Here is a 26,413-nt window from a genome sequence, read left to right on the forward strand (position 1 = left end):
AGGTGTAACTCGCAATTTATATGCGAGTTACACCTATTTTATTGTTTTTCTATAGACTTCTAAGCAAATGATAATAACTAGTTGGACTATTGTTAGTAAAACGACAAAAGCTAACATTTTAATTGTCCACATATCGGCAATCAATTTTAATGTTAATTTTGGTGATGTTAGTAGGTAAACAGTGTGTAATCTTAAAAAACGACCAATATAGACACCGACAGATGACAAAATAGTTAGGCCAAATATAACGACATAACGAAAATAATAAGGTGTTAAGTGTAGTCGTTCTTTAATTTGGTCGGCAATTTGAGAAAATCCAACGAGTGCAAGTAACGTACATGATAAGGTACTTACCAACAAATAAGTATAGTTTAGCCACATATGAATATCTAATTTAATTAATCCTGTCATTATGTCATAGGGATGCAGTAAGCTTAAATGAAAAATATCAGTTAATAGGTAAGGCGCGTTCGGATAAAAGAATAGCCAAGCTGCTGTTAACAGCCAAAAATAAGTATTTGATAATTTATCTTTGATGTGAAAAGCTAATTCAATTGGCAGATAACCTAAAAATGTATTTAAGAGTAAAAAATTAAAAGGTGATTGTTGGTTGTAAACGAATAAGTAAATAATAATTAAGTAACATATAAAAAATAATCTGATACCGTGCTTTACATTTGTATTTATCATAATGGTCATCCTTTTCTATAGTAACTTCAGTGTAGCAAAAAATGAGATGAAATCAAATTAATAATCCGGTAGATAATAGAAAATATGGCGGGATGAGGAAACAAATCTAACAACGTGGTATAATAAAACGGTTAATAAAATAGAGGAGGCCGAGTGATGTCCATTAACTGGGGTGGTCTTGTAACGTGGGGGCATATGGTCAATATACTAGATATTATCGTTGTCTGGTTTGTTGTTTATGAACTCATGGTACTTTTACGAGGAACAAAAGCGGTTCAACTTTTTAGAGGAATCATAATTATTGTTGTGATTAAGCTAATTAGTGTGGTCGTTGGGCTACAAACTGTATCTTGGATTATGGATCAAGTTATCAATTGGGGTGTTATCGCCATGGTTGTTATTTTCCAACCGGAAATAAGACGTGGATTGGAACATCTTGGTCGTGGATCATTTTTTTCAAGAGGTAAACAGAAAAACAAAGACGAAGAACATATGATTGCTGGACTAGACTCAGCTATTCAATATATGTCAAAACGTCGAATTGGGGCATTAATTACTATCCAAATGAACACTGGATTGGAAGATTATATTGAAACCGGAATTGCATTAGATGCTGAAATTACGGGTGCATTATTAATCAATATTTTCATTCCCAATACACCATTGCATGATGGCGCGGTAATTATTAAAGATAATAAAATAGCTGTTGCGGCGGCTTACTTACCATTATCTGAAAGTAACTTAATTCCAAAAGAATTAGGAACTCGGCATCGTGCTGCAGTAGGTATCAGTGAAGTAACCGACGCAATTACGATTGTTGTGTCAGAAGAAACAGGTTCAGTGACAATTACGCGAAATAACGAACTTATTCGTGATTTATCACAAGAAGATTACCTTAAATTATTGAATACTGAATTAATTAAAGATGATGAACCTAAAAAGAACAACCCTTTCTGGGAATTTTTTGAACATTTCGGGCGTAAGGGGGATAAAAAATGAATCTAAATAAATTTTTTAATAGTCGCTCATTTTTTATTGGAACCTCTTTAATTTTAGCAATTTTATTATTTGTTTATGTTAATTATGATCAGTTAGCAAATACAAATAATTTTTCCGATTCAAAAACAACGAGTCTAGTTGCAAATGAATCAAAAACGATTGAGGCTGGCCTACAAATTACGGCCGATAGTGATAAATACTTTATTACTGGATATCCTAAAAATGTAAAATTAACATTGGACGGTCCTGGCGCTTTAATTACAACAACTGTGAATACACAAAACTTTAGAGTGTTTGCTGATTTAAAGGGTTTAAATCCTGGAAAACATGTTGTTAAGTTACAAGCAGAAGGATTAAACAAAGAAATTAGTTATAAAATTAGTCCCGCTACAATTTCTGTTAATATACAAAAACGTAAGACAACGACATTCCCTATTCAGGTGAAATTTAATGAACGTCGTTTAGCGCAAGGGTATAAGAGTGGGACGCCTGTTTTAGATAATAATACGATTTCTGCATCCGGTGCGGAAGGCGATGTGAATGCTATTTCAGAAGTGGTTGCACAAGTAAATGTCAGCAGCAATCAGATCAAGTCAACAATTTCACAAGAAGTCTTACTTGAGGCCTTAGATGTAAATGGTAAAACTTTAAATGTCGTCATGACCCCATCAACAGTCGGTGTTACAATACCGGTTGAGAGTACTAAAACCACTAAAAAATTACCTTTGAATTTTGTTTCAAGTGGAACTGGCGTATCTGGGAAGACGTATAAGTTTTCAAGTGATACAAAACAAGTAACGGTAACGGGTACAGAATCAACCTTAAGCAAATTAAGTAAACTTGATGTTGTGGTACCAATTAATAAGATTAGTGATTCCGTTACGAAAACAATTAGTATCGATTTGGATAAGAATAATTTAATTTCATCAAATCCAGAATCTGTTAAAGTAAAAATTAGTGCTTCTGGTGGAACCGCAGCATCAAAAACTGAAAGTAGTGAAACAACAACTGATCAGACATCGACGAGCTCTGAAACCAGTTCAGAAAGTAGTGAAAGTGCTACTTCGTCTTCATCGACAAGTTCTGATAGTTCAAGTAGTTCAAGTGAATCAACGAACGCATTAAATTAATTAATTAGTGAGGAGAAAATAATGAAATATTTTGGTACAGATGGTGTTAGAGGAATTGCAAATAAAGAACTAAGTCCTGAGTTAGCATTTAGATTGGGACGTTTAGGTGGGTATGTTCTATCAGAGCATGCACAACTTGAAAATAACGATAGACCACAAGTGCTTGTTGCGCGTGATACACGAATCTCTGGTCAAATGCTTGAACAAGCTTTGATTTCAGGGTTATTATCAGTTGGGATTGAAGTACTCTCATTAGGCGTTATTTCAACACCTGGTGTAGCGTACCTTGTACGTGCCCAAAATGCAGTTGCTGGAATTATGATTTCAGCTTCACATAATCCCGTTCAAGATAACGGCATTAAATTTTTTGGTGCGGATGGTTATAAACTATCTGATGAACAAGAAGAAGAAATTGAAGTTTTATTAGAAAAAGATTCTGATGATTTGCCAAGACCAGAAGGTGAAGGCCTTGGAGTATTAGCAGATTATCCAGAAGGTGTACTGAAATATACACAATTTTTGGAACAAACAATTCCTGATGATTTAGAAGGAATTCATGTTGGAATTGATTCAGCTAATGGCGCAACAAGTGGACTTGTTTCACGTTTGTTTGCTGATTTAAATGCTGAATTTGAAACAATGGCAACTTCGCCTGATGGATTAAATATTAATGATGGCGTTGGTTCAACACATCCAGAAGGATTAGCTAAATTTGTAGTTGAAAATAAGCTTGAAGCCGGGATTGCTTTTGATGGCGATGGTGATAGATGTATTGCTGTTGATGAATTAGGTAATATTATTGATGGCGATAAAATTATGTACATTTGTGGATTATACATGAATGAACGTGGTCGCTTGAAAAAAGAAACAGTTGTGACAACTGTTATGAGTAATATTGGACTATACAAAGCACTTGAAGCAGCTGATTTAACATCAGTTAAAACACAAGTTGGTGATCGTTATGTTGTTGAAAAAATGCGTGCTGACGGTTACAACATTGGTGGCGAACAATCTGGACATATTGTATTCTTAGATTACAATACAACTGGTGATGGGATGCTAACTGCTATTCAATTGCTAAATGTTATGAAGAAAACAGGCAAGAAGTTATCTGAATTAGCTGCAGCTGTTCAGACTTATCCACAAGAACTTGTGAATGTTAGAGTGACAGATAAGCAAGCTGCATTAGATAATCAAAAAATTAAAGATAGTATTGCAGAAGTTGAAGCAGAAATGGCCGGCGATGGCCGAGTTCTTGTGAGACCTAGTGGAACTGAAAATTTATTACGTGTTATGGCCGAAGCACCAACAGAAAAAGAAGTTAAAGCTTATGTTGATCGAATTGTGCAAACAGTTCAAACTGAAATGGGCGTTTAGAAATTAAGCGAAAGAGTCATTTGAATGAAAATTCAAATGACTCTTTTTTTATTTTAAAGTTGATTTAAAATATAGACCAATATATTAATTCTTGACAAAAAAATATCAGAAAGGTATATTAATAGATATTGATAAGGGTTACTTGTTTTTTAAACATCTATACCAATTTTAAAATAATAATAAAAAATACATTTAAAAAAAGGATGACATAAACTATGTGTGGAATTGTTGGCGTAACAGGAAAAACGAATACTGTTGAAATTTTAATTAATGGTTTGGAAAAATTAGAATACCGTGGTTATGATTCAGCCGGTATTTTTGTTGATAACAAAACGGGTGAAGATTACCTTGTTAAAGAGGCTGGACGTATTTCGAATTTGAAGTCGGCCATTGATGATAAGGTTCATGGAACTGCTGGAATTGGACATACGCGTTGGGCAACACATGGCGTACCAAGTAAATTTAATGCCCATCCTCATGTTTCTGAAGATGGCCGCTTTTACCTTGTACATAATGGCGTTATCACTAATTTTTCTGAGTTAAAAGAACAATATTTAAAAGACGTAAATTTTGTTAGTGAAACAGATACTGAGGTTGTTGTTCAATTAATTGGATATTTTGCAAATAAAGAAAATTTAACTGCTAAACAAGCATTCAAAAAAGTTTTATCATTACTTGAAGGTTCTTCATATGCTTTCTTGATGATGGATCGTGAAGAACCAGAAACATTGTTTGTGGCTAAGAATAAGAGTCCTTTATTAATTGGTGTTGGGGATGGCTTTAATGTTGTCTGCAGTGATGCCATGGCAATGTTGAAAGAAACACATGACTTCATTGAACTCATGGATGGTGAAATGGTTATTGTTAAACCTGACTCTATTGAAATTGAAAATAAAGCTGGTGAAGCCGTATCACGTGATTCATATCATGTTGAAATGGATGATAGCGATTCAGAAAAAGGCGCATATCCATTCTACATGCTAAAAGAAATCGATGAACAACCAGCTGTTATGCGACGTTTATTGAGTGAGTATGTTGAAAATGAAGAAACTGTTAAAATTGATGATAGTATTTTAAACGCAATGAAAGCTGCTGATCGCATCTATATTGTTGCTGCAGGGACAAGTTACCATGCCGGATTAGTTGGAAAAGAATTATTTGAAGGTTTAGCTAATGTACCAACAGAAGTACATGTTGCTTCAGAATTTGGTTATCATATGCCATTACTTTCAGAAAAACCATTCTTTATTTTCTTATCACAAAGTGGTGAAACAGCTGATAGCCGTCAGGTTCTTGTAAAAGTTAACGAAATGATGTACCCAAGTTTAACAATTACAAATTCAGCAAATTCTACACTTTCTCGTGAGGCAACATATACGTTATTATTACATGCTGGTCCTGAAATAGCAGTTGCCTCAACTAAGGCATATACAGCTCAAATTGCCGTTGAAGCACTTTTAGCAAAAGCGTTAGGAACAGTTACAAAACAAACAAAAGCTCTTAATTTTGATGTTTATCATGAATTAACAATGGTTGCAAATGCTATGCAAGCTATGGTTGATGATAAAGACTCAATTAATGACTTAGCGAAAGAATTCTTAAGTGAAACGCGTAACGCTTTCTATATTGGTCGTGGTATTGATTACGATGTTTCAATTGAAGCTGCACTTAAATTAAAAGAAGTCTCTTATGTTCAAACGGAAGGTTTTGCATCTGGTGAATTAAAACATGGAACTATTGCCTTGATTGAAGAAGGCACACCAGTTGTAGCTATTATTACTGATAAACCGACTGCAAGTCATACACGAGGCAATGTTCAAGAAGTCTTGGCTCGTGGAGCAAATACAATTATCATCTCAACAGAGACATTAGCAAACGAGGGTGATCAAATTGTATTACCAGATGTTTCTGACTTATTAACACCGTTAGTAAGTATTGTGCCTGCACAATTATTGGCTTACTATACAAGCCTAAACCGTGGCTATGATGTTGATAAACCTCGTAATTTAGCTAAGAGTGTTACTGTCGAATAAGATAGATTGAAGAAATGATATTACCTGTTTAAGGGTAGTATCATTTTTTTGTTTATTATTTGGTATAGACCTATTGCTTTTTTTAAAATGATATTGTATTATTGGACTATACCAATTAGAGGAATAAATAATTGAAAAGAGGACAATCAAATGAAATTAATTATTGTTAAAGACCAAAACGAGGGTGGCCAAAAAGGCTACGAAATTTTTAAAGCTGCTAAAGAAGCAAATGCTAAAGTCTTTGGACTTGCTACAGGAAGCACACCATTAACAACCTATGCCGCAATTACAGCCAGTGACTTAGATTTTACGGATTCAACATCAGTTAACTTAGATGAATATGTTGGTTTAGGTGAAAAAGATTCACAAAGTTACCGTTACTTTATGAATGAAAATTTATTTAGTAAAAAACCATTTAAGACATCTTACTTACCTAATGGTCTTGAAAGTGATTCAGAAAAAGAAACAAAACGTTATGACAAAATTATTGAAGATAATCCAATTGATTTACAAATTTTGGGTATTGGTAAAAATGGTCATATTGGATTCAATGAACCTGGAACAGCTGAAGATAGCTTGACACATAAAGTTCATTTAACGGAGTCAACGATCAAATCAAATGCACGTTTCTTTGATAACGAAAATGATGTTCCTGAATATGCTTATTCAATGGGTATTGGATCAATCATGAAGTCGCACAAGATTTTACTTGAAGCTTTTGGTGAAAGTAAGGCAGAAGCTATTAAGGGAATGATTGAAGGCCCTATAACAGAAGACCTACCTGCAAGTTTCTTACAAAATCATGATGATGTAGTTGTCATTGTTGATGAAGCAGCTGCAAGTTTATTAAAAAATAAATAAAATTATCATCCATATGTAGAACTAATTCATTTAAAGCGTTAAAATAAATGGATTGGTTCTATTTGTGTTTTGTGCTTGCTTGACGGCTGATAGTAAGTCTAGTAACATGATGACAATTGTAAGAAAATACGTTTTTAGGAAGTTGAAAAAATGGTCGATTATAAAATTAGAGTAAAAAATGTCACAAAAGAATATGACTTATTTAAAACAAAATCTGAACATATCAAATCATTCTTTTCTTTTAAAAGTACGACGGTACCTCATTTTTGGTCTCTTAAAGGAATCTCGATGGATGTTATGAGTGGAGAAACACTTGGTTTAATTGGCGTTAACGGCTCAGGTAAATCAACGTTATCCAATATTATTTCGGGGATTATTCCACAAACAACCGGTATTGTAGATGTTCGCGGAGAAACTTCTATTATTGCTATCGGCGCTGGATTGAGAGGCCAACTAACCGGATTAGAAAATATTCGATTAAAAGGTTTAATGCAGGGTCTAACTAACCAACAAATTGATGATATTTTAGATGAAATTATTAATTTTGCTGATTTAGGTGATTTTGTTTATCAACCCGTTAAAAGCTATTCTAGTGGGATGAAATCTCGTTTAGGCTTTGCTATTGCCGTGCATATTGATCCTGATATTTTGATTATTGATGAGGCATTGTCAGTTGGCGATGATACTTTTTATCAAAAATGTGTTGATAAAATTAACGAATTTAAAGAACAAGGAAAAACAATTATTTTTGTTAGTCATTCATTAAAACAAATTGAAATGCTATGCGATCGTGTCGCATGGATCCAATATGGTGATTTAAAACAAGTTGGTCCTACTAAAGAAGTTGTCACTAAATATAAAGCTTATATTGATTGGTTTAAAAAATTATCAAAAAAAGAAAAAACAGCGTACCAAAAGAAACAAAAAGAGGCTCAAAAAGCGTTTAGTATCGATGACTATCTTATTAACCAAGTAGACAAAGAAAGTGCTGATGAAGCAAATTTAGGCGTTTCAAAGCAAGTTATTACCGAAAAGGTAAAAAAGGATTTCTATGGCTCTGTTTTAAATGAAAAAATGTCTAAACCAAGTAAGGTGCTAACAGCTGTGATTTTAGTCGCTGTGGTATTCTTTAGTTTAGTAAATATATCAGGGCATTCAATAAGTCATATTATTGAGAACCCAACAAGTATTGTTCATCCAGATAATACGAAATAATAGGAAAGTGTTGGCGTAGATCATTCGACAGCACTTTTTTAATACAAACTATTGACAACGCTTACATTTGATGTTATCTTAAGTTTGTAAGGTATATGAATTACCTTTATCAATTCTCTTTCTCTCTTATGCTAGCCACTATTGCGATGTAGTGGCTTTTTTTGTGCTTGTTGTACTTATTGTCAAATGTGTTTATACTTAATTAAGAGAATAGATGTAGAAAGTTGGGTTCAATATGAAAAGTCATGAAGTTTTATCATTAATTGAAGAAATTACTAGAAAAGATGGTTCTAAATATTTTGAATTATCGAACATGGTACAAAATGGGAGAGCAGAACTTGCAGTTCAAAGAGATTTATTGAAAGAAGTCCGTATTCTACAGTTAAATATTCCCAGATCATCACACGTTATTAATTATGAAAAATATATTAATCAAAATTTTGAAATGCCACTAGAAGCATTTACTGAATATCAAGAGTGGCATAAAACAGAAGAAGCTCAAAATGATTTGAATGCGATATTAAAAGACAATCATATTGAGTAAATATTACCAAAAATATCTTTACAAAATAGGTTAACCTATGGTATAAAATAGTATAGACAGAAATGAATTATAAAGATTGCTCAGTAGTTCAGCGGTAGAACGCTTGACTGTTAATCAAGATGTCGTAGGTTCGATCCCTACCTGAGCAGTATTCATAGAGGATGATCGACTTACTGCCGGTTATCTTTTTTTATTTATGAACTTAATTTTTTGAGTCCATTATAAGAAATTAATGATTAACTTGAATTATTTCTGAATACAGTTTAAAATTAAGAGATTGTAAGAAAGGGGGATTGCGAAATGTCATCAAACAACCATACAGGTGTCGGTAACGATCGTCGTCCAGTTAATACTCCAAACAAAAAGAACCGTCGTCGTAAACAACAAGAACTTGCTACTTTCTTAAAAGAAAGCAAAGCTAACGACGCAGCAGTTGCAGCAAAAAAAGCATAATTTAGTTAAATAAATGATGGCCACCGTTGATTAGAACGGTGGTTTTTTTGCATACTTTAGAATGAGTATTTTTTATTTAAATATATTTTTAGTGCCTTTTAGCTTACAATAAAAGAATCAATAAACTGACTAATGGAGTGATTTAAATTGGCTAAGAATTTTTATGCAGTATATAAAGGACGTAAAACGGGTATTTTCACAAAATGGCCTGATGTGGCAAAGTTGGTTAATGGATACGATGGGGCACGATACAAAGGATTTGAAACGCGAGATGAAGCCCAAAATTGGATGGATGATGGGGCACCTAGACCAACAGCGACAGGTAGTAAAAAAAGTGCGACAGCAGTTCATCAATCCGTAACTTTAACTTCAGATTCAATTCAAGTCTGGACTGATGGTGGTTCGAGAAATCATGGTAATAAATTAGGCGGTCACGTCCTAGCAGAAGATACTGCGGCATGGGCTTTTTATATTAAAACACCGGGTGAGACCTTTTCTGGTACAGATGGTGAAAAAGGTAAAACTAATAATCATATGGAAATTATGGCATTTCTTCAAGCTATGAAAAAATTAATTGATTTAGGATTACGAGAAGAACACGTCGTATTTATATTAGATTCGAAGTATGTCTTGAATGCAATTCAAAAAAATTGGTTAGTAGGTTGGCAACGTCGAAATTGGAAAAAAGCGGATGGTCAAACAGTACTTAATGTCGAACTTTGGCAACAAGTTGCTGAATTAATACCAGCTTTCACTAATGTTGATTTTGAATGGACAAAGGGTCATGCAGATAATGAAGGTAATAATAAAGTTGATGAATTATTAAATGAAACAATGGATAAAATGTAAGATAGGTGAAGTGGATTTCTACTAATGTAGAGAGCCACTTTTTTTATTTAAATGAATTCAAATTAAGATGAATAAAAAAGATTAGGCAGTAAATTAAAACGTTTACTGAAAGCGGTTGCTAAAATTCTAACGTGGTGTTATTATATTCATGAAGATAGATATAGGGGGATGATTGACAATGGAAGCTGAAGAATTAGAACCAGGGCAATCCGAAGCGCTACAGGAATTTATTTCCAATCTAGATATTTTGAACGCTTTGGCAGATGAAAAAAGACAACGATTAATTATTTTGCTAGGTTCTAAGTCACGGCAAGAGTTAACGGTTTCTGAGCTGGTTGACCGCATGGCGTTATCACAACCGGCAGTTTCACATCATTTGAAAGTTTTAAAAAATGTGGGACTTATTGATTATAAACAAACAGGATTAAAACGTTTTTACTTTTTAACACCTGAAAAAACATTAAACCGTTTGGAACATTTAATTAAAATGATTCGTGAAGGCGAAAAATCGAAGGAGGAATAGATTATGACTCAAAAAGCATATATGATTGGTACAGGTGTTGGTAACTTAGCAGCAGGTATCTATTTAATTCGTGATGGTGGCTGGCATGGTGACCAAATTACGATGTTTGGTTTAGAAAAACATGGTGCTAATGATGGCGCTGCAGTTAAAGATTATGTGACTGAATATGGTAACCAAGGTTTGAGTAATCAAAAAGGATTCCTAGCTAAAGGTGGTCGTATGTTGAATGAAGAAACATATGAAAACTTATGGGATGTTCTTCGAGAAGTGCCATCATTGGATAATCCTGGAAAGACAGTTACAGATGAAATTTTAGATTTTGATCATGCACATCCAACGCATGATATTGCACGCTTAATTGATAAAATGGATGGTATTAGAAATAAAGGCGGTAAGAATGATTATCGTCATATGCAATTTAATACACGAGATCGCGTTTTACTAACAAAATTAATGACGATGCCTGAATCAAAGGAATCAGAGATTAATGATATCAGTATTGAAAAATGGTTTGAAAATAGTCCACACATGTTTACAACTAATTTCTGGTATATGTGGCAAACAACTTTTGCCTTCAAAAAGGAAAGTTCAGCAATGGAATTACGTCGTTATATGAACCGAATGATTCTTGAATTCAGTCGTATTAACACATTGGAAGGTGTTACAAGAACACCATATAACCAATATGAAAGTATTATTTTACCAATGCGTAAATATCTTACAGACCGTGGTGTAACCTTTGTGGATAACCGTAAGATAACTGAATTTAAATTTAAAGATACAGCTTTACGTGACGATATTGTTGTCACTGGTCTTGAATATGAAGAAGTCGATAATGATAATAAAGTCGGCGAAATCATTATTAATGATGGCGATTTAGTATTTGATACGAATGGTTCAATTACAGATAGTTCATCAATGGGCGATATTGATACACCGATTGTGGAAAATATGGACTATGCACCTAGTGCTAAATTATGGAAACAAGCTACTGAACATTTCTATAACTTAGGTAAACCAGATAAATTCTTTAATGATCGTCAACAAAGTGAATGGATGAGTTTTACAGTCACAACTGATAATCATTTAGCAGTAAATGAAATTGCACGGATTACACAACAAGAACCTGGTAATGCATTGAATACCTGGGTTGATAGTAATAATTTATTATCAATCGTGGTTCATCATCAACCTCATTTCCATGCTCAAAAAGAAAATGAGACTGTATTCTGGGGTTACTGTTTATATCCTCGTCGCAAGGGTGATTTTGTTCAAAAACCATTTATCGAGATGACTGGTCGCGAAATGTTAGAAGAATTATTAGGCCATTTGGCTCAAACAGATACAGCTACGAATAATATTAGCCAACGTACAGATGAAATTATGGATAGTGTTGTTAATGTTATACCTGTTTATATGCCATATGCGAGTGCCTTATTTAACCGTCGCGCAATTGGTGATCGTCCTGACGTTGTACCTGAACATTCAAAGAATTTGGCCTTTATTAGTCAATTTGCAGAAATGCCATTTGATATGGTCTTTACAGAACAGTATTCGTTCCGTTGTGCACAAATTGCTGTGTATAAGTTCTTAGGAATTTCAGATACGCAATTAACACCATTACATCATTATGAAAAAATGCCAAAAGTTTTGGCAAAAGCAACGAAAACAATGTTTAGATAAGTTGAAATAACGATTTATAAGAATTTTTATAAATCGTTATTTTTTTGATGTATAATTAAGATTCATTCTAATTCGGAGAAGGTGTCTTAATGATCAAAATAAATACAGTAGCTGATCAGATACAATTATCAGGTATTCGTCGATTTGATGAATGGGTCTCCAAAATAGACGGTATCGATAAGTTAACGTTAGGTGAACCTAATTTCATCACACCTCAACATATTATGGACGCTACAAAAACAGCGCTTGATAACGGACAAACACATTATGAAGCCTCAGCTGGTAATCCAGAATTACGACAGGCAACTGCTGATTATTATAATGAAAAGTTTGAATTGGCTTATGACGCAAAGAATGTTTTAGTGACCGTTGGGGCAACTGAGGCAATTGCTACAGCATTAAAGACGGTAACAACACCAGGAGATTACATTTTAGTACCAGTTCCTTGTTATCCAGCTTACTTGCCATTAATGCAGTTACAAGGCGTTAAACCTATTTTTATGGATACACGTACGACGAACTTTAGGGTAACGGCAGAGCTTATTGAAAAGACATTGCAGGAAAATAAGAATAAAGCTATCGTTGGATTTATATTTAATTATCCAACTAACCCTACCGGTGTTTCTTATGGTAAAATTGAGTTATCTTCTATTAAAGATGTTTTGAAAAAACATGACATTTGGGTGATGAGCGATGAAATTTACTGCGAGTTAACCTATGAACAACCGCATATTTCCATGGCTAATTTGTATCCTGAAGGGACAATTTTAATAATGGGATTGTCTAAATCACATGCAATGACCGGTTGGCGGATTGGGTTTGTATTAGCTGAAGAACGATTAATTAATGCTATGAAAAAGGTCCACCAATATCACGTAACGACCGCGGCAACTTTATCACAAGTAGCTGCACTTGAAGCTGTTAAAAATGGGAAGCAAGATAGTGTACCAATGAGAGATGCTTATCATATTCGTCGTGATAGATTGGTAACAGCCTTAGAAAAATTAGGTTATAATTTAATTAAACCAGATGGCGCCTTTTATTTATTCGTTGAAATACCTAAAAAACTAAAATTAACGTCAGTTGAATTTTGTCAGCAACTTGCTCTGAAAGAAAAGGTAGCTGTTGTTCCAGGTAGTGCATTCACAGAATTTGGTGAGGGCTACTTTAGAATAAGTTTTGCTGCAAGTGATGAACAGTTAGCAAAACTCATCATCGCCTTGGAAAATAGTAAGCATTAAATTCAATTTATTAATCTAATTATGGTACGTTTGTATGAGTAAAAGGAGTGATTAAAATGGATGGAAATGTTGACTGGACAATTGCTGAGCTTAAAAAAATTGAAACAGAAGAAAACCAATTATTGATTGAAGCTACAATTGCGCTATTAAAAGATCAGTCAGTTGAAATTGAGAGCTTGCATGGCTCAATGGAAGGGCAGCTTTGGAGCCCAAGTAACTGGCGTAAGTAAAATCATCAATAATGGCAACAAAACAAGTGAGGAGTGACGATATGAATAATAGATTAGAAAAGTTGGACTTTGACATAACACCGGTAACTTTTAAACGCGTTTTAGTTGCCATAGATGAGGATGATTCTGAATCATCAATTTTAGCTTTTAATTATGCGGTAGCGTTAGCTAAGTTACAACAAATTCCTTTAGGGATTGTTTCAATATTAGAGACAGGTGATATGAATATTTTTGATTCTATGTCACCAGTTGTTATCAAAGAAAATAAAAAATTACTTGAAGAAAGTATCGAACGCTATGTAGATAAGGCGCATGATTTTGGCGTTAAAAATGTACAAGCAATTGTTTCTGCTGGTAGACCAGGTTCTGAAATTGTTGAGAAGGTTATTCCAGATTTTAAACCGGATATTCTAATTTGCGGTTCAAAAACGAATACGCCAAGTAATTCAAAGAAATTATTTATTGGCTCTCAAGCTAGTTATATGGCTCAAAATGCACAATGTTCCGTTAGTGTCATCAGATAATATTTTAAAAATATGAATGTTAAAAGAGCGAAAAACTCATTTTACAGTTTTTTGCTCTTTTTTAATAAAAAAATAACATAATTGTTCGTATATATGATAAGATTAACCATAGTAAATTAAAATATAGTGAGGATGGTTAAATTGAAATATTATAAAGCGTACCGAATTAGTCTTGGGTGGCAAATTTTAATTGGATTAATTTTAGGAATTATTATTGGTGCTATTGGGTATCAAAATAAACTCATTATTAACTCACTTCAACCGCTGGGAACCATCTTTATTAATATGATCAAAATGATTGTCTTACCGATTGTTGTTTCATGTCTAGTGGTCGGAATCGCCAATATGGGAGATATCCACAAATTAGGTAGAATCGGTGGAAAAACATTAATTTACTTTGAAATTATGACAACAATTGCGATTGCATTAGGATTAATTGTTGGTAACTTAACTAAACCCGGACAATTTATAGATATTACAGCTTTAAATAAAGTCGATATTAGTCAATATGTTACAACTGAAAACTCAACCTCTACTGGGTTGAGTACGATTTTAATGCATATTGTGCCAACTAATATTTTTGAGGCACTTGTTAAAGGTGATATGCTGCCTATTATCTTCTTTTCCGTTTTATTTGGACTCGGGACAGCAACGCTAGGTGAGAAGGGAAAACCGATTATTGATTTCTTCTCAGCTGTATCTGAAGTTATGTTCAAAGTGACAAACTGGGTAATGAAATTGGCACCTATCGGTGTTTTTGCATTAATTGGTGTCACAATAGCACAATTAGGCGTTTCTGCTTTAAAACCATTAGGGTTCTTTATTATTGTGACCTATATAACGATGATATTTTTTGTTATTGTAGTAATGGGTCTTGTTGCTAAATTATTTAAAATTAATTTAATCGTCTTGTTAAAGGTAATCAAGGATGAAATGATTCTTGCTTTTTCAACGGCTAGTTCTGAAGCAGCACTGCCTAAAATTATGGAAAAAATGGAAAATTTTGGTGTTAAAAAGGGAATTGTTTCTTTTGTTGTTCCAACAGGATATACATTTAATCTAGATGGATCAGCAATTTATCAGTCAATAGCTGCTCTGTTTTTGGCACAGGCATACCATATTAATTTATCAATTGGACAACAAGTTACATTATTGATTGTGTTAATGATTACGTCTAAAGGGATGGCTGGAGTACCTGGTGCATCATTTGTCGTCCTATTAGCGACAATCTCAACTATTGGTGTTCCTGCTTCGGGGTTGGCTTTTATCGCTGGAGTTGATAGAATCATAGATATGGGTCGTACAACCGTCAATGTTGTTGGTAATTCATTAGCAGCTGTTATTATCGCACAATCAGAAAATGAATTTGATCGTGAAAAGAATCAAAAGTATTTAGAAAAATTGAACATTAAGTAACCTTAAAAAGGGGGCTTTCGGAAAAAAATGACGAAAGAAATTAAATTAAAATGGTTGTTAATAGGTTCAGTGATTAGTAGCGCAGGTTCAAGTTTCGTCTGGCCGTTAACAACAATTTACATGCATAACTATTTAGGTAAAAGTTTAACATTTTCTGGAATTGTACTATTAATAAACTCAGTTGCGACTATTATTGGTAATTATGCTGGTGGTTATTTATTTGATAAATGGCGGCCTTATTATGCGACATTGGTAGGAATCGTAATTGCATGGTTGGCCGTATTAGGCTTAGTTTTCATGCATGGCTGGCCAGCATACCCAATTTTGCTAGTTATTTTGGGTCTTGGTAACGGGATTGTGGCAACAATTTTAAATTCATTTGCGGCCACAATTAGAAGAAAAGATAGTCGATATGTTTTTAATCTCTTTTATTTAGCTTTAAATTTAGGGATTGTTATTGGGACATTATTAGTTGGATACGTGATTGAAGTTAGTGTCACAATGGTCTTTGTATCAGCATTAATTTTATATTCAATATTTTTGATTACTGCTATTTTAGCGTATAGAGTTGATCCAATACGAAAAAAAGTGAAACCAACAAAATCAGAACAATCAGCTGGTGTTAATCCCAAAGTTTGGATTATCGGCGCAATGTGGTTAACATTCCTGGTTATTTGGTTGAGTTACGAGCAATGGCAAAGTAATTTATCAATTTATATGGATAAGTTAGATATTCCATTGAGTCAATATAGTTTATTATGGACGATTAATGCAGGACTCATTGTTTTTGGACAACCACTAGTGACGCTTGTAACGAGAACAATTGCTAAGTCATTATTTAGACAAATTATTATGGGTGTTGGCTTATTTGCGTTATCATTTACAACACTTATTTTTGCGAAAGACTTTTCTCATTTTGTCTTTTCAATGGTCTTGTTGACGTTAGGTGAAATGGTCGCATTCCCAGCCATTCCGGCATGGATTAATGAACTGGCCGAGCCAGGTCAAGAAGGTAAGGCACAAGGAACGATTAATATTGCCGCATCTATTGGTAAAGCGTTAGGACCATTAGTTGGTGGAATCGTAATTGAACGATTGTCATACAACGGTTTGTTCGTTGGTTCGACATTATTAATCTTACTTGCCTTGGCAGTTGTTGTTATTGCAACTAAGAAAGCGAATATAAAATCGTAAAAAAATACCACAACTTTTATAAGGTTGTGGTATTTTTTATTCTAAATCATTAAAATAGGCTAATAAATCAGTCGTAGATAGGTTGGCACGTTTTTCACCTGATAAATCAGATTGAATCTGACCATCATTTAAGACAATTGTTCGATTACCATATGATAATGCGTCCTCTAAGTGATGCGTAATCATTAGACAAGATAATTGTTCTTGTTCAACAATTTCGGCGGTTAATTTTAATAATTCTTGGCTTGTTTTGGGGTCGAGGGCGGCCGTATGTTCATCTAGTAGCAGTAAGTCAGGTTGAATCAAAGTTGCCATTAAAAAACTTAATGTTTGACGTTGACCACCAGACAAGTTTCCAGCAGGTGTATTTAAATGTTCTGATAAACCATTTGGCATCTTTGCGGTTAATTCACGAAATTGCGTCATTTTTTGTTTTAAATGACGAGGTTTAAACCGACGGCGACTGCCTCGATTTAAGGCTAATAATAGATTTTCAGCGACTGTCATTCTAGGTGCTGTGCCCATTTTAGGATCTTGAAAAACACGACTAATATAATTTGTCCGTTTAATATCATTTTCATTCGTAATATTTTTATTGCGTAACATAATTTTGCCACTCGTTGGTTTAATATTACCAGCAATTGTATTGAAAAGGGTCGATTTACCAGCGCCATTAGTACCAATTACAGTTATAAAATCGCCTTTATTGATGGTGAGGTTTAAATTTTTTAAGATTTGTTGCTCCTCAGAAGTACCGGTATTAACGGTAGTGACGATATTGGAAAGTGAAAAAATGGGTTCAGTCATTTTGAATGGCCTCCTTCAAACAAAGTATTTAGTCTTAGCGCTTTTCGGAGAGTTGGTAACATTAAACAGAATGCTAAAATAATAGCAGAAATTAATTTTAAATCGTTTGCGTTAAAGCCTAATGTTAATACAATTAAAATAACAAATCGGTAGAAAATACTACCAATGACAACGGCAACCAAACGTGCTGTTAATGATAAGTTACCAAAAACAACTTCACCGATAATAATTGCAGCAAGCCCAATGACAATCGTTCCGATACCCATACTGATATCAGCATAGCCATTATTTTGCGCGATTAGCCCACCGGCAAGTCCGATGAAGCCATTTGAAACCATTAGTCCTAAAATCTTCATACGATCGGTTTGGATACCAAGTGAGCGGGCCATTTTTTCATTATCACCGGTTGCGATGAACGCTTGGCCTAATTCGGTATTTAAAAAGAAAGCGAGTAAGCCAATACTAATGATAACCAGAATGAGCCCTAATACAACGGAATCAAAAGATGCAGGAAGATTAGTTAGAAAGTGAGCAGAAAAAATTGTATTTTGTCCAAGTAAACTGATATTTGCTTTTGTTAAAATTCGTAGGTTAATTGAATATAAACTTGTCATGACAAGGATTCCAGCTAATAAAATCGGAATTTTACCTTTTGTATAAAGTAACCCGGTGGCTAGACCAGCTAGTGTCCCTGCTAGAAATGCAAAGAATGTGGCCAGAAGCGGGTTAACTCCGTGGATTAGACAAATCACAGTTACGCTGGCGCCCATTGGAAAAGTACCTTCGACAGTCATATCAGGAAAGTCTAAAATTCTAAATGAAAGATAAAGACCAAGACCTAAAACCCCCCATAGGAGTCCTTGTCCGATAGCAGATACAATAATTGTCATTTGATTAACTCTCCTTTATTTTTGGCTTGATCAATTAATGCTTGTGGAATTGTAATATTTAAGGCCTTTGCTGTTTTCAAATTAATAACAAGATCACCTTTTTTTACAAAATTAATTGGTGTTGTTGCAGGGACACTTTTTCCAGAAAGAACGGCAGCAGCCATTTTACCAGTGGCTACACCTAAATCATATTGGTTAATACTAATAGTTGCCAAGCCGCCATTTTTGACCATTGTATCTACTGCAGGGAAAATTGGAATTTTAGCTTGTGTCGCATTTTTAACGAGAGTCTGCATACTTGATGCTACTGTGTTATCCGTGGGGACATAAACGGCATCAACAGATGCTACGAGCGATTGTGACACTTGGTCAACATCATTTGTAGAGGTAATTGTTGCCGATTTAACTTCTAAGCCTGATTTGATTGCTGCAGATTTAAATTGTTGATACTGTTTTGTAGCTGAATCGTCACTTGATGTGTAAAGGACACCCACGGTTTTCATATTAGGTATTAGTTCCTTCATTAAAGCTAACTGTGCTTTAATAGGTGCTTGATCAGAAACACCGGTGATATTATTACCTGGTTTCTGATTGTTGCTAACTAAACCAGAACCTTTTGGATCAGTAACGGCACCTAAAATAATTGGTGTTTTTTTAGTTACATTAGCTAAAGATTGTGCAGAGGGTGTTGCGATACCAATCATGAGATTAACATTTTCATTATTAAACTTGTCACTCATTGATTTTAAATTACTTTGATCAGCTTCAGCATTTTGGAAATCAATATTCACAGACTTACCAGGTACGTAACCTTCTTTTTCTAATCCAGCAATAATTCCTTTATGAATCGCATCCAGTGCAGGATGTGTTGTTAATTGAAGAATACCAATTGTTGGTACTCCTTTAGCGTTTGAAAATGTTGTTGGTTGAAGTGTTGAGAAAAAAGCAATCACTAAGAATAAAAATAACGCAATAATGGTTCCAATTAATCGTTTCATTTTATAAGTACCCCTTTAATTTTTAATAAAAAAAGACAGTCCTCAGATTCGAGGGCCGTCTTGAAAGACAAAACCCCCGCATGAATATACTGATATCCATACAGGGGTTTTGATTTATAGAAACCAAACCGATATACAGATACAATCTGAATAGACAGATTATATCTGTAAAAAACAGACTACAATCTGAATAACCGGCTTTGCCAACGATTATTAAGTTTTACTTGTGAATAAGTCATAGGCTTGATTTCCTCTCTGAGTTAGTTGATAAATGTAGTATAGATAAATCTGATATTATTGTCAAATATTATTTAAAAGATTTTAAAAGTTATAAAGAGTATAATTTAGAAAACAACAAAATTGATTCGACATTCATAGTGCGGTATGATATTTTTATTGGGAATAGCGCACTATGAATTCATAATATGAGGTGAAAAACTATGAAAAAATCGTTAAAGATTGGTATTAGTATCGGAAGTATTTTAGTTTTGGGAATTCTTGGTGGAGCAAGTTTCAATCAAAGTATGCATTTTAATAAAGGCATCACAATTAATGATACAGATGTCAGTGGATTAAGTGTTGATAAAGTTATTAGTAAGTTAAAAAATGAAACGTCAAAAAATGTTATTTATGTAGGTAAAACAAAAATAGTCGATGCAAAAGATACAACAACTGGTTTTACTGATGAAGATAAGCCAGCGATTAAAGCATTGTTGAAGAAGCAACGTACCATTCTTCCTTCAAATGTTAAGAAAAATTATGCGATTGTTCCACAAAAGTTGAATACAACAGTTAAGGATCAATTAAAAGCACAATTAAAAACCCAACTAACAAAGTTAAATAAAACAAGAACAGTGGCTGTTGATGCAAGTCCCATTTTAAAAAATGGAAAAGTATCAGTAACACCTGGGAAAAAAGGGAATCAATATAATGTTAAGCAAATTTTAGCTGCCTATGATAAGGCTGGCTATAGTAGCATTACGAAGTTGAAGGATACTGAACTCCAACCTTTATCTGCTGACAGTAAAACAGTTAAAGCTGATACTGAAAAATTGGATACACTAGCTGCTAGACAGACTGTTTATACCGTTCAATCAACGAAGTATACGTTGAAGGGTGCAGATATTCTTAAGCAAGCAACTGTTGAAGATGGTAAATATGTTGTTGATACGAGTGGTATTTCTGCAAAAGTAGATGAAATTAATAAGAAACAAGCAACATTGAATAAAAAGTATAATTTTAAAACGGCTACAGGAAGTACTGTTCCAGTTAGTGGACAATCATATGGTTGGGCCCTTGGAATGAATGACTCAGTGACACATGTTTTGACAGCGTTAGAAGATGGTACTGCAGCTATTGACGCAACCAATGATAAATATGGTGTTGGCTATAATACTTATGGAACTGGTTACACAACGACTGCAAATGATGGACTTGGAGATACGTATGCTGAAGTGTCAATTGCGCAGCAGAAAGTTTGGATCCATAAAAATGGCAAGGTTGTTTTAACAACTGATGTTGCAACTGGTAAACATAGTACTGGTGAAGATACAACTAAGGGTGTTTGGTATATTATGTACAAACAAACGCCATCAATACTTAAAGGTAGTGAAGTTGGTAAAGCTAATTATTCTGTCAAAGTTAGTTACTGGGCTCAATTCACAAATAGTGGAATTGGTTTCCATGACGCTAGTTGGAGAACAAATTGGTCTAAAACAGCTTATCTTAAAGATGGTTCTGGTGGTTGTGTTAATACAAAACCAGCCGCAATGGCAACTTTATTTGCGAACGTTTCACAAAACGAACCTGTTGTTGTTTATTAATTTAAGGCTTAATCAGTTCTTAAACTGGTTAAGCTTTTTTTAATGATTTATTATTAATAACTTCATAGATAAGTCATAAAGCCAAGGTAGTATGAACCTATACCAGAAAGGAAGTTTAACAAAATGAAAATAGATAAAAACAAAGATAATAAATTAATAAGTGATAATATCGTTTCTGCACAAGTCATTGCGTTGAACAATCATATTATTACTGTAAAAACTGAAAATTCAGAAATTATAAAAATTAAACAACCAAATAGTACAAAAAATGACAAGATATTTCTAGAGACAATGAAAGATATTTTACGGTCGGGATTGTGGATTCCTGTGAATCGAGTCATGCAAATTATAATGCGTTATGACTGGTTTGATACGCCATTTGAAGAATATAGTTATGTATAGAAATCATGTATAATAACGTTAGAGGTGGCAGGGATGACGATTAAATTAATTGCAGTAGATTTAGATGGTACATTTTTAAGGGATGATAAATCATACGATAAAGAAAGATTTTCGCATCAATTTGAAAGGATGCAACAACAGGGAATACATTTTGTGGTAGCAAGTGGGAATCCAACCTTAGCCATTGAACAATATTTTAAAGAAATTAAAGATAAAATTGGTTACGTTGCTGAAAATGGAGCAGTCATTCAAGATGCAAAAGAGTTATTGAAAGAATACATTTTTGAAAATAGTCTCTATCAAGAAACGATTCAGTATTTGAAGGAAACATTCACTGAAATAGGACTATTAGCGGTTAATAATCAAGGAGGTTTCTATGATAAACGGGAATCTGATACATTTATTCAAGATGTAAATGATTATTATCCGAAAGTAACCGGAGTCGATAATTTGGTATCACTTAATCAAGGAATTTCTATGCTGACGGGTCATTTTCCCGTGTCGTTATATGAAAGAATATCATTACAATTAAATACTGAAATGAATAATAAACTTCAAGCAAAAGCGTCTGGATTTGGTTATATTGATATTAATTTAGTGAACGCGACAAAGAAAAACGGCATAAATTTACTACAAAATCGTTGGCAAATCTTGGATGAAGAAGTTGCGACATTTGGGGATAATGATAATGATCAAGAAATGTTGGCGTTCACGCCGAATAGTTTTTCTATGGCTAGCGGATCAAAGTTAGCTAAAAAAACAGCAAAACACATCATTGGGTTGAATCAAAATGATAGTGTTTTGGATAGCATTGATGATATTTTAAATCATAAATTGTAAAGAAACGTTCTTTTCCAAGGGGCGTTTCTTTTTAGTTCTTTGTATCCGTTTACTTATGCAGTATAATAGAGTTATTAAAGCATAATCGGAGGAATGTAATTTTGACAGTCAAGATAATTGCAGTGGATTTAGATGGTACATTTTTAAGAGATAATAAAACGTTTGATGAAGTTAGATTTAGTCACCAATTAGTTGAACTAAAAAATAAAGGGATTCATTTCGTGGTAGCAAGTGGAAATCAAGTTATGAAAATTAAAGATATTTTTAAACGTATCTCTGGTGAAATAGGTTACGTTTCAGATAACGGTGCGGTTATTTATGATGGCAACACCCATATCAGATCATTTAATATTGATCCAGCCGTATTTGAAAAAACAGTTTTATATATCCAAAAGGTATCGCCAAATTATGGAATCTTAGCATCAACAGATGAGAGTGGGTATATTGATGCAAGTGAGTCTGATAACTTTGTAGAAATGGCTAATACGTACTATCCAGACATTATTAAGGTCCCTAATTTAAGTAAGGTTGAAAAAACTATTTCTAAAGTTACGATTAATGGCCCCATTGACGAATATAAAACATTTGCGGTTAAATTAAAAGAAAATGTTGATGAATCATTAGTTGCAAAAGTTTCTGGTTTTGGATTTATTGATATCAATGTTAAAGAGGCAACAAAACAAAATGGGTTAAATGCTTTGCAAGAATTATGGGATGTAAAAGATGATGAAGTAGTAACCGTTGGAGATAATGATAATGATGCTGAGATGTTGGCATACACACCATTAAGTTTTGCAATGGAAAAGTCTTCAAATATGGCAGCTAAAATGGCAAATCATCGTATCGGTTCAAATCAAGATGATAGCGTCTTAGATTTAATTGATGACGTTTTAGCAGGTAAATATTAAAATATAATTTAGATAATGACGTAAAAATAAGTGATGATTATCACTTATTTTTTTACAAAAAAAACCACTTTCTTGTGAAAGTGGCAGATAATTAAATTTATTTAGAAACAACGCTAAAACGTTCTTGATGATGTGAATTAGATTCAATTTCATCAACCAATGCGATAGAGAAGTCGGCATAGCTAATTTCACTATTACCTTGTGAATTCATTGTTAAAACGTCACCGGCAATTTGATAGTGGCCTGTTTTTTCGCCACTAGGATTGAAAAATGCAGCTGGTGAAATATAGACCCAATCTACATTTGAAACGGTACGGAGTGTGACTAAAGCATCACGCATATTTTTGGCTGTTGCTTTAGCACCTTCAGGGAAGTCAGGTGTATCACCAAGTAACAGTGTTTTTTCAGAATCAACGAAAAGACTACTTGCGCCACCAACAATAACGAGCTTAACCTTAGTATCAGCTAAGATATCCGTTAAATGTTTTAATGATGTTTGATGAAGATTTTCTTGACCAAATGGAGCGTTAAAAGCATCTACAATAACATCAAATAATTCTAAATCAGCAGTTGTTAACTTGAAAAGATCTTTTTCTATAAAAGGAACATCTTCTGTTAATTTGCTTTTATTTCTAATAATAGCAGTAACATCTAAATGACGAGAAACTGCCTCTTTTAATGTAGATTGTCCTTGTTTACCAGTTGCACCAATAATTCCAATTTTCATTTTATAACTCCCTTTCTAAGTAACTGTCTTCACAATAGTTGAATGACATTTTTTTGTCAAAGAATAAGTCGTCAGGTTACATCTTTATTTTAACTGATAAATATGGTATGTTTATAGTTGTTATGGGGATGTTCAGGATTCGACAGGTATAGGTTGAGCTTGGATTGCGTTTCGAAGTTTGCGTCTTCGTTAAAACGCTCAGTTAAATTATAACTGCAAAAAATAATAGTAATACTTACGCTTTAGCTGCTTAATAGCGCTCTAACGTAGATCCTCCTAGTATCGTCCATGTGCTAGATCTGGGTCCTAAATTAAGTGGACTTACGTTAACTTCTTCCACCTGGAGAAGTTAAAAGAGACTAATCAGGTTAGTCAGACGTGTTAGCCCTGTTATACGGCGCTACGGTTGGCGAATTTTAAATAGTATAACTATGAACGTAGATGTTTGAGTGGCAATATGCTTGGACGCGGGTTCGACTCCCGCCATCTCCATTTTACAGTTTGAATAAGGTTGAAAAGCCTTATAAAATATCACTTTTGCATTTTAAAAGTTTGAATAAGATTGAATGAGTTTGAATGCAAATTAAGGTGTTTTTAAGGTGATTTTTGACAATCCTATTCAACATAACAGATGAAAAGATGACTTGATTCGACGAGTTATCTTTTTTATTTTGCCATAAAATTAGAGGTCTATTATGAAAAAATAAATTAATTTGTTAGAAATTACGGACACAAAAAATGACCATTTACAAAGGATTATTTTTGTAAGTAGTCGTTTTTTACGAACTTTATATTAAAATAAAGGTATAAACCAAGAAAGAATATAGTTAGTAACCATATCTAATATTGGAGATAGAGGTTAACTCTTTTAATTTTTTAGATTGATTGTCAGATAAAGGTTGTTCATCATTCCTGATGGCTTTAGAAAGATCTAAGTTCATGCGACTTAAAATGAATGGAACAGAAGAACGTTTTTGTTTTAGTTCTTCGAGATAAGCTTGTAACGTAATTTTAAGTGTATTATTACCATTATTTGTACTTAAATCAGTTAATAAATCGGTAATAATTTGTTCGGCCTGTTTTCCACGATCATCTCCGCCGGAAAACCATTTTAATTTATTCATAGACTAGAACTCCTTAATTTATTTGTATTAACTAATAATATATTAAAATATATAAATTAAAGAGAAATAGTTAACATAATAAATGATAAATATGGTCCCAGTTGATCATTAAAATATAAATTAACCTACCAGTTTATGCCTGCCATATTTGTTGGAAGTATATTTTATCTTTAAAAAGTGGAATTATTTTTAGTTGATTTAATGACTAATCTTTGTAATACTAAATTTATAAAAATTTAGGGGGTTCGTATGTCAAAAGGTAGAGTTGAAGCGTTCACAGATGCTGTAGTTGCTATTATTATGACAATCATGGTTTTAGAGTTAAAAGCACCAGAGGGAGACACATTTTCAGATTTAATACCGCTTCAAAGTACTTTTTTAGCTTACGTATTAAGTTTCTTTTTAATTGGTGTCACCTGGAATAATCATCATCACATGTTTCAATTGGCGGATAAAATCAATGGGCGGGTGTTGATTGTTAATACTGGATTTATGTTTGTAATGTCATTCATGCCATTTGCAACAAGCTGGGTTGGTGAACATTATAATAAATTTGCGCCTGCCTTTTTATATGGCCTTGTCTTTCTATTATTTAATATTATGTATGTAGTATTAACTAATGAATTACTTCGAGCAAATGGGCCTGAATCAAATTTAGCAAAAGCAATTAAAAATGACAATAAAACATGGGTGTCGTTATCTTTTTCACTTATTGGATTGATGTCAGTATTTATTAAACCAGAGTTGGTGTTAATTTTTTGTCTGATTGTACCATCAATTTGGTTTATACCTAATCGATTAATTGAAAATTTCTATAAAGACAAATGAAAAAAAGTTCCAACAAGAAATTTCTTGTGTAATAATCCCTTTATGGTTGTCAGATGAAATAATATAATTTCATCCGATAATCATGGAGGGATTTTTGTATGTCC

Annotated in this window: 27 protein-coding genes, 1 tRNA gene and 1 other RNA gene; 23 read left to right on the forward strand and 6 right to left on the reverse strand. The window is 33.5% G+C overall.

All coding sequences use genetic code 11. The annotated features are described in order from the left end of the window. Positions 1 to 33 precede the first annotated feature (33 nt). The gene (locus AC1RPU_RS05030; protein WP_481769576.1) at positions 34 to 699 is read right to left on the reverse strand and encodes a DUF1361 domain-containing protein; all 666 of its coding nucleotides are present in this window, start codon (positions 697 to 699) and stop codon (positions 34 to 36) included. Positions 700 to 846: 147 nt separating this feature from the next. Here AC1RPU_RS05030 and cdaA point away from each other — a divergent pair, with 147 nt between their 5' ends. The 17 genes from cdaA (at position 847) to AC1RPU_RS05115 (ending at position 16,962) form a co-directional block, all read left to right on the forward strand. Beyond that, positions 847 to 1,689: a diadenylate cyclase CdaA gene (cdaA, locus tag AC1RPU_RS05035; RefSeq protein WP_409022241.1), complete on the forward strand. Its 843-nt coding sequence runs from the start codon at positions 847 to 849 to the stop codon at positions 1,687 to 1,689. Beyond that, complete coding sequence (locus tag AC1RPU_RS05040) at positions 1,686 to 2,819, forward strand: CdaR family protein (RefSeq protein ID WP_481761428.1); 1,134 nt, start codon at positions 1,686 to 1,688, stop codon at positions 2,817 to 2,819. Before cdaA ends, AC1RPU_RS05040 begins: the two co-directional genes overlap by 4 nt. A 21-nt stretch (positions 2,820 to 2,840) precedes the next feature. Next, positions 2,841 to 4,196, forward strand: coding sequence for a phosphoglucosamine mutase (gene glmM, locus AC1RPU_RS05045; protein ID WP_409022243.1), 1,356 nt, complete (start codon positions 2,841 to 2,843; stop codon positions 4,194 to 4,196). A gap of 215 nt (positions 4,197 to 4,411) precedes the next feature. After that, entirely contained in the window at positions 4,412 to 6,229 is a 1,818-nt protein-coding gene (gene glmS / locus AC1RPU_RS05050) for a glutamine--fructose-6-phosphate transaminase (isomerizing) (RefSeq protein WP_481761427.1), read from the forward strand. A gap of 150 nt (positions 6,230 to 6,379) precedes the next feature. Further along, the gene (locus tag AC1RPU_RS05055; protein ID WP_481761426.1) at positions 6,380 to 7,090 is read left to right on the forward strand and encodes a glucosamine-6-phosphate deaminase; all 711 of its coding nucleotides are present in this window, start codon (positions 6,380 to 6,382) and stop codon (positions 7,088 to 7,090) included. A gap of 150 nt (positions 7,091 to 7,240) precedes the next feature. Next, positions 7,241 to 8,305 (forward strand): ABC transporter ATP-binding protein, encoded by a 1,065-nt coding sequence (locus AC1RPU_RS05060; RefSeq protein ID WP_481761425.1) that lies wholly within the window; start codon positions 7,241 to 7,243, stop codon positions 8,303 to 8,305. Between the two features lie 235 nt (positions 8,306 to 8,540). After that, positions 8,541 to 8,849, forward strand: a complete 309-nt coding sequence (locus AC1RPU_RS05065) for a hypothetical protein (protein WP_409022247.1) — start codon at positions 8,541 to 8,543, stop codon at positions 8,847 to 8,849. A 77-nt stretch (positions 8,850 to 8,926) separates the two neighbouring features. Further along, positions 8,927 to 8,998: transfer RNA gene (locus AC1RPU_RS05070), tRNA-Asn, on the forward strand. 151 nt (positions 8,999 to 9,149) lie between these two features. Further along, positions 9,150 to 9,302 (forward strand): hypothetical protein, encoded by a 153-nt coding sequence (locus AC1RPU_RS05075; RefSeq protein WP_409022248.1) that lies wholly within the window; start codon positions 9,150 to 9,152, stop codon positions 9,300 to 9,302. A gap of 147 nt (positions 9,303 to 9,449) precedes the next feature. Then, the gene (locus tag AC1RPU_RS05080; protein ID WP_481761424.1) at positions 9,450 to 10,151 is read left to right on the forward strand and encodes a ribonuclease H family protein; all 702 of its coding nucleotides are present in this window, start codon (positions 9,450 to 9,452) and stop codon (positions 10,149 to 10,151) included. A gap of 178 nt (positions 10,152 to 10,329) precedes the next feature. Continuing rightward, positions 10,330 to 10,674 carry an ArsR/SmtB family transcription factor gene (locus AC1RPU_RS05085; RefSeq protein WP_409022250.1) on the forward strand — a complete coding sequence of 115 codons (345 nt, stop codon included), beginning with the start codon at positions 10,330 to 10,332 and terminating at the stop codon, positions 10,672 to 10,674. A 3-nt stretch (positions 10,675 to 10,677) separates the two neighbouring features. Continuing rightward, a complete protein-coding gene (locus AC1RPU_RS05090) occupies positions 10,678 to 12,357 on the forward strand; it encodes an oleate hydratase (protein WP_481761423.1) in 1,680 nt (559 codons plus the stop codon). Between the two features lie 89 nt (positions 12,358 to 12,446). After that, complete coding sequence (locus tag AC1RPU_RS05095) at positions 12,447 to 13,598, forward strand: aminotransferase class I/II-fold pyridoxal phosphate-dependent enzyme (protein ID WP_481761422.1); 1,152 nt, start codon at positions 12,447 to 12,449, stop codon at positions 13,596 to 13,598. A gap of 56 nt (positions 13,599 to 13,654) precedes the next feature. Next, positions 13,655 to 13,828 (forward strand): hypothetical protein, encoded by a 174-nt coding sequence (locus tag AC1RPU_RS05100; RefSeq protein WP_409022253.1) that lies wholly within the window; start codon positions 13,655 to 13,657, stop codon positions 13,826 to 13,828. A 41-nt stretch (positions 13,829 to 13,869) separates the two neighbouring features. Beyond that, positions 13,870 to 14,352 carry a universal stress protein gene (locus AC1RPU_RS05105; protein ID WP_481761421.1) on the forward strand — a complete coding sequence of 161 codons (483 nt, stop codon included), beginning with the start codon at positions 13,870 to 13,872 and terminating at the stop codon, positions 14,350 to 14,352. 141 nt (positions 14,353 to 14,493) lie between these two features. Further along, on the forward strand, positions 14,494 to 15,768 hold the full coding sequence (locus tag AC1RPU_RS05110) for a cation:dicarboxylate symporter family transporter (protein ID WP_481761420.1): 1,275 nt from the start codon (positions 14,494 to 14,496) through the stop codon (positions 15,766 to 15,768). Positions 15,769 to 15,795: 27 nt separating this feature from the next. Beyond that, on the forward strand, positions 15,796 to 16,962 hold the full coding sequence (locus AC1RPU_RS05115) for an MDR family MFS transporter (protein WP_481761419.1): 1,167 nt from the start codon (positions 15,796 to 15,798) through the stop codon (positions 16,960 to 16,962). 36 nt (positions 16,963 to 16,998) lie between these two features. Here the strand turns inward: AC1RPU_RS05115 and AC1RPU_RS05120 are convergent, their stop codons facing one another. The 3 genes from AC1RPU_RS05120 to trpX are packed head-to-tail and all read right to left on the reverse strand — an operon-like array spanning position 16,999 to position 19,657. Then, positions 16,999 to 17,769 (reverse strand): ABC transporter ATP-binding protein, encoded by a 771-nt coding sequence (locus AC1RPU_RS05120; RefSeq protein WP_481761418.1) that lies wholly within the window; start codon positions 17,767 to 17,769, stop codon positions 16,999 to 17,001. Next, positions 17,766 to 18,659 carry an ABC transporter permease gene (locus AC1RPU_RS05125; RefSeq protein ID WP_481761417.1) on the reverse strand — a complete coding sequence of 298 codons (894 nt, stop codon included), beginning with the start codon at positions 18,657 to 18,659 and terminating at the stop codon, positions 17,766 to 17,768. Before AC1RPU_RS05125 ends, AC1RPU_RS05120 begins: the two co-directional genes overlap by 4 nt. Further along, complete coding sequence (gene trpX, locus AC1RPU_RS05130; RefSeq protein ID WP_481761416.1) at positions 18,656 to 19,657, reverse strand: tryptophan ABC transporter substrate-binding protein; 1,002 nt, start codon at positions 19,655 to 19,657, stop codon at positions 18,656 to 18,658. The genes AC1RPU_RS05125 and trpX overlap by 4 nt, the downstream gene beginning before the upstream one ends. A 440-nt stretch (positions 19,658 to 20,097) precedes the next feature. On the opposite strand from trpX, the gene AC1RPU_RS05135 reads away from it, so the two are divergent. The 4 genes from AC1RPU_RS05135 (at position 20,098) to AC1RPU_RS05150 (ending at position 23,630) form a co-directional block, all read left to right on the forward strand. Continuing rightward, complete coding sequence (locus AC1RPU_RS05135) at positions 20,098 to 21,480, forward strand: L,D-transpeptidase family protein (protein ID WP_481761415.1); 1,383 nt, start codon at positions 20,098 to 20,100, stop codon at positions 21,478 to 21,480. A 123-nt stretch (positions 21,481 to 21,603) separates the two neighbouring features. Then, on the forward strand, positions 21,604 to 21,882 hold the full coding sequence (locus AC1RPU_RS05140) for a hypothetical protein (RefSeq protein ID WP_409022261.1): 279 nt from the start codon (positions 21,604 to 21,606) through the stop codon (positions 21,880 to 21,882). A 33-nt stretch (positions 21,883 to 21,915) separates the two neighbouring features. Then, on the forward strand, positions 21,916 to 22,722 hold the full coding sequence (locus AC1RPU_RS05145) for a Cof-type HAD-IIB family hydrolase (RefSeq protein WP_481761414.1): 807 nt from the start codon (positions 21,916 to 21,918) through the stop codon (positions 22,720 to 22,722). A 101-nt stretch (positions 22,723 to 22,823) separates the two neighbouring features. Continuing rightward, the gene (locus AC1RPU_RS05150; protein ID WP_409022263.1) at positions 22,824 to 23,630 is read left to right on the forward strand and encodes a Cof-type HAD-IIB family hydrolase; all 807 of its coding nucleotides are present in this window, start codon (positions 22,824 to 22,826) and stop codon (positions 23,628 to 23,630) included. Positions 23,631 to 23,727: 97 nt separating this feature from the next. Here AC1RPU_RS05150 and AC1RPU_RS05155 read toward each other — a convergent pair whose 3' ends face one another. After that, complete coding sequence (locus AC1RPU_RS05155; protein ID WP_481761413.1) at positions 23,728 to 24,357, reverse strand: NAD(P)-dependent oxidoreductase; 630 nt, start codon at positions 24,355 to 24,357, stop codon at positions 23,728 to 23,730. Positions 24,358 to 24,481: 124 nt separating this feature from the next. Between AC1RPU_RS05155 and ssrA the strand changes: the two genes are divergently transcribed. After that, positions 24,482 to 24,852: a transfer-messenger RNA gene (ssrA, locus tag AC1RPU_RS05160) on the forward strand. Positions 24,853 to 25,184: 332 nt separating this feature from the next. Here the strand turns inward: ssrA and AC1RPU_RS05165 are convergent. Next, complete coding sequence (locus tag AC1RPU_RS05165) at positions 25,185 to 25,481, reverse strand: bacteriocin immunity protein (protein ID WP_481761412.1); 297 nt, start codon at positions 25,479 to 25,481, stop codon at positions 25,185 to 25,187. Between the two features lie 249 nt (positions 25,482 to 25,730). Between AC1RPU_RS05165 and AC1RPU_RS05170 the strand changes: the two genes are divergently transcribed. Then, on the forward strand, positions 25,731 to 26,309 hold the full coding sequence (locus AC1RPU_RS05170; protein WP_409022266.1) for a TMEM175 family protein: 579 nt from the start codon (positions 25,731 to 25,733) through the stop codon (positions 26,307 to 26,309). The last annotated feature ends 104 nt before the right edge of the window (positions 26,310 to 26,413 follow it).

Source organism: Dellaglioa sp. CoH-55-MRSF-7 (assembly GCF_056782235.1).

Bases quoted from the DNA above. Each gene is read 5' to 3' on its own strand.
- AC1RPU_RS05030 (WP_481769576.1), bottom strand. From the start codon at position 699: ATGACCATTATGATAAATACAAATGTAAAGCACGGTATCAGATTATTT.
- cdaA (WP_409022241.1), top strand. From the start codon at position 847: ATGTCCATTAACTGGGGTGGTCTTGTAACGTGGGGGCATATGGTCAAT.
- AC1RPU_RS05040 (WP_481761428.1), top strand. From the start codon at position 1,686: ATGAATCTAAATAAATTTTTTAATAGTCGCTCATTTTTTATTGGAACC.
- glmM (WP_409022243.1), top strand. From the start codon at position 2,841: ATGAAATATTTTGGTACAGATGGTGTTAGAGGAATTGCAAATAAAGAA.
- glmS (WP_481761427.1), top strand. From the start codon at position 4,412: ATGTGTGGAATTGTTGGCGTAACAGGAAAAACGAATACTGTTGAAATT.
- AC1RPU_RS05055 (WP_481761426.1), top strand. From the start codon at position 6,380: ATGAAATTAATTATTGTTAAAGACCAAAACGAGGGTGGCCAAAAAGGC.
- AC1RPU_RS05060 (WP_481761425.1), top strand. From the start codon at position 7,241: ATGGTCGATTATAAAATTAGAGTAAAAAATGTCACAAAAGAATATGAC.
- AC1RPU_RS05065 (WP_409022247.1), top strand. From the start codon at position 8,541: ATGAAAAGTCATGAAGTTTTATCATTAATTGAAGAAATTACTAGAAAA.
- AC1RPU_RS05075 (WP_409022248.1), top strand. From the start codon at position 9,150: ATGTCATCAAACAACCATACAGGTGTCGGTAACGATCGTCGTCCAGTT.
- AC1RPU_RS05085 (WP_409022250.1), top strand. From the start codon at position 10,330: ATGGAAGCTGAAGAATTAGAACCAGGGCAATCCGAAGCGCTACAGGAA.
- AC1RPU_RS05090 (WP_481761423.1), top strand. From the start codon at position 10,678: ATGACTCAAAAAGCATATATGATTGGTACAGGTGTTGGTAACTTAGCA.
- AC1RPU_RS05095 (WP_481761422.1), top strand. From the start codon at position 12,447: ATGATCAAAATAAATACAGTAGCTGATCAGATACAATTATCAGGTATT.
- AC1RPU_RS05100 (WP_409022253.1), top strand. From the start codon at position 13,655: ATGGATGGAAATGTTGACTGGACAATTGCTGAGCTTAAAAAAATTGAA.
- AC1RPU_RS05105 (WP_481761421.1), top strand. From the start codon at position 13,870: ATGAATAATAGATTAGAAAAGTTGGACTTTGACATAACACCGGTAACT.
- AC1RPU_RS05115 (WP_481761419.1), top strand. From the start codon at position 15,796: ATGACGAAAGAAATTAAATTAAAATGGTTGTTAATAGGTTCAGTGATT.
- AC1RPU_RS05120 (WP_481761418.1), bottom strand. From the start codon at position 17,769: ATGACTGAACCCATTTTTTCACTTTCCAATATCGTCACTACCGTTAAT.
- AC1RPU_RS05125 (WP_481761417.1), bottom strand. From the start codon at position 18,659: ATGACAATTATTGTATCTGCTATCGGACAAGGACTCCTATGGGGGGTT.
- trpX (WP_481761416.1), bottom strand. From the start codon at position 19,657: ATGAAACGATTAATTGGAACCATTATTGCGTTATTTTTATTCTTAGTG.
- AC1RPU_RS05135 (WP_481761415.1), top strand. From the start codon at position 20,098: ATGAAAAAATCGTTAAAGATTGGTATTAGTATCGGAAGTATTTTAGTT.
- AC1RPU_RS05140 (WP_409022261.1), top strand. From the start codon at position 21,604: ATGAAAATAGATAAAAACAAAGATAATAAATTAATAAGTGATAATATC.
- AC1RPU_RS05145 (WP_481761414.1), top strand. From the start codon at position 21,916: ATGACGATTAAATTAATTGCAGTAGATTTAGATGGTACATTTTTAAGG.
- AC1RPU_RS05155 (WP_481761413.1), bottom strand. From the start codon at position 24,357: ATGAAAATTGGAATTATTGGTGCAACTGGTAAACAAGGACAATCTACA.
- AC1RPU_RS05165 (WP_481761412.1), bottom strand. From the start codon at position 25,481: ATGAATAAATTAAAATGGTTTTCCGGCGGAGATGATCGTGGAAAACAG.
- AC1RPU_RS05170 (WP_409022266.1), top strand. From the start codon at position 25,731: ATGTCAAAAGGTAGAGTTGAAGCGTTCACAGATGCTGTAGTTGCTATT.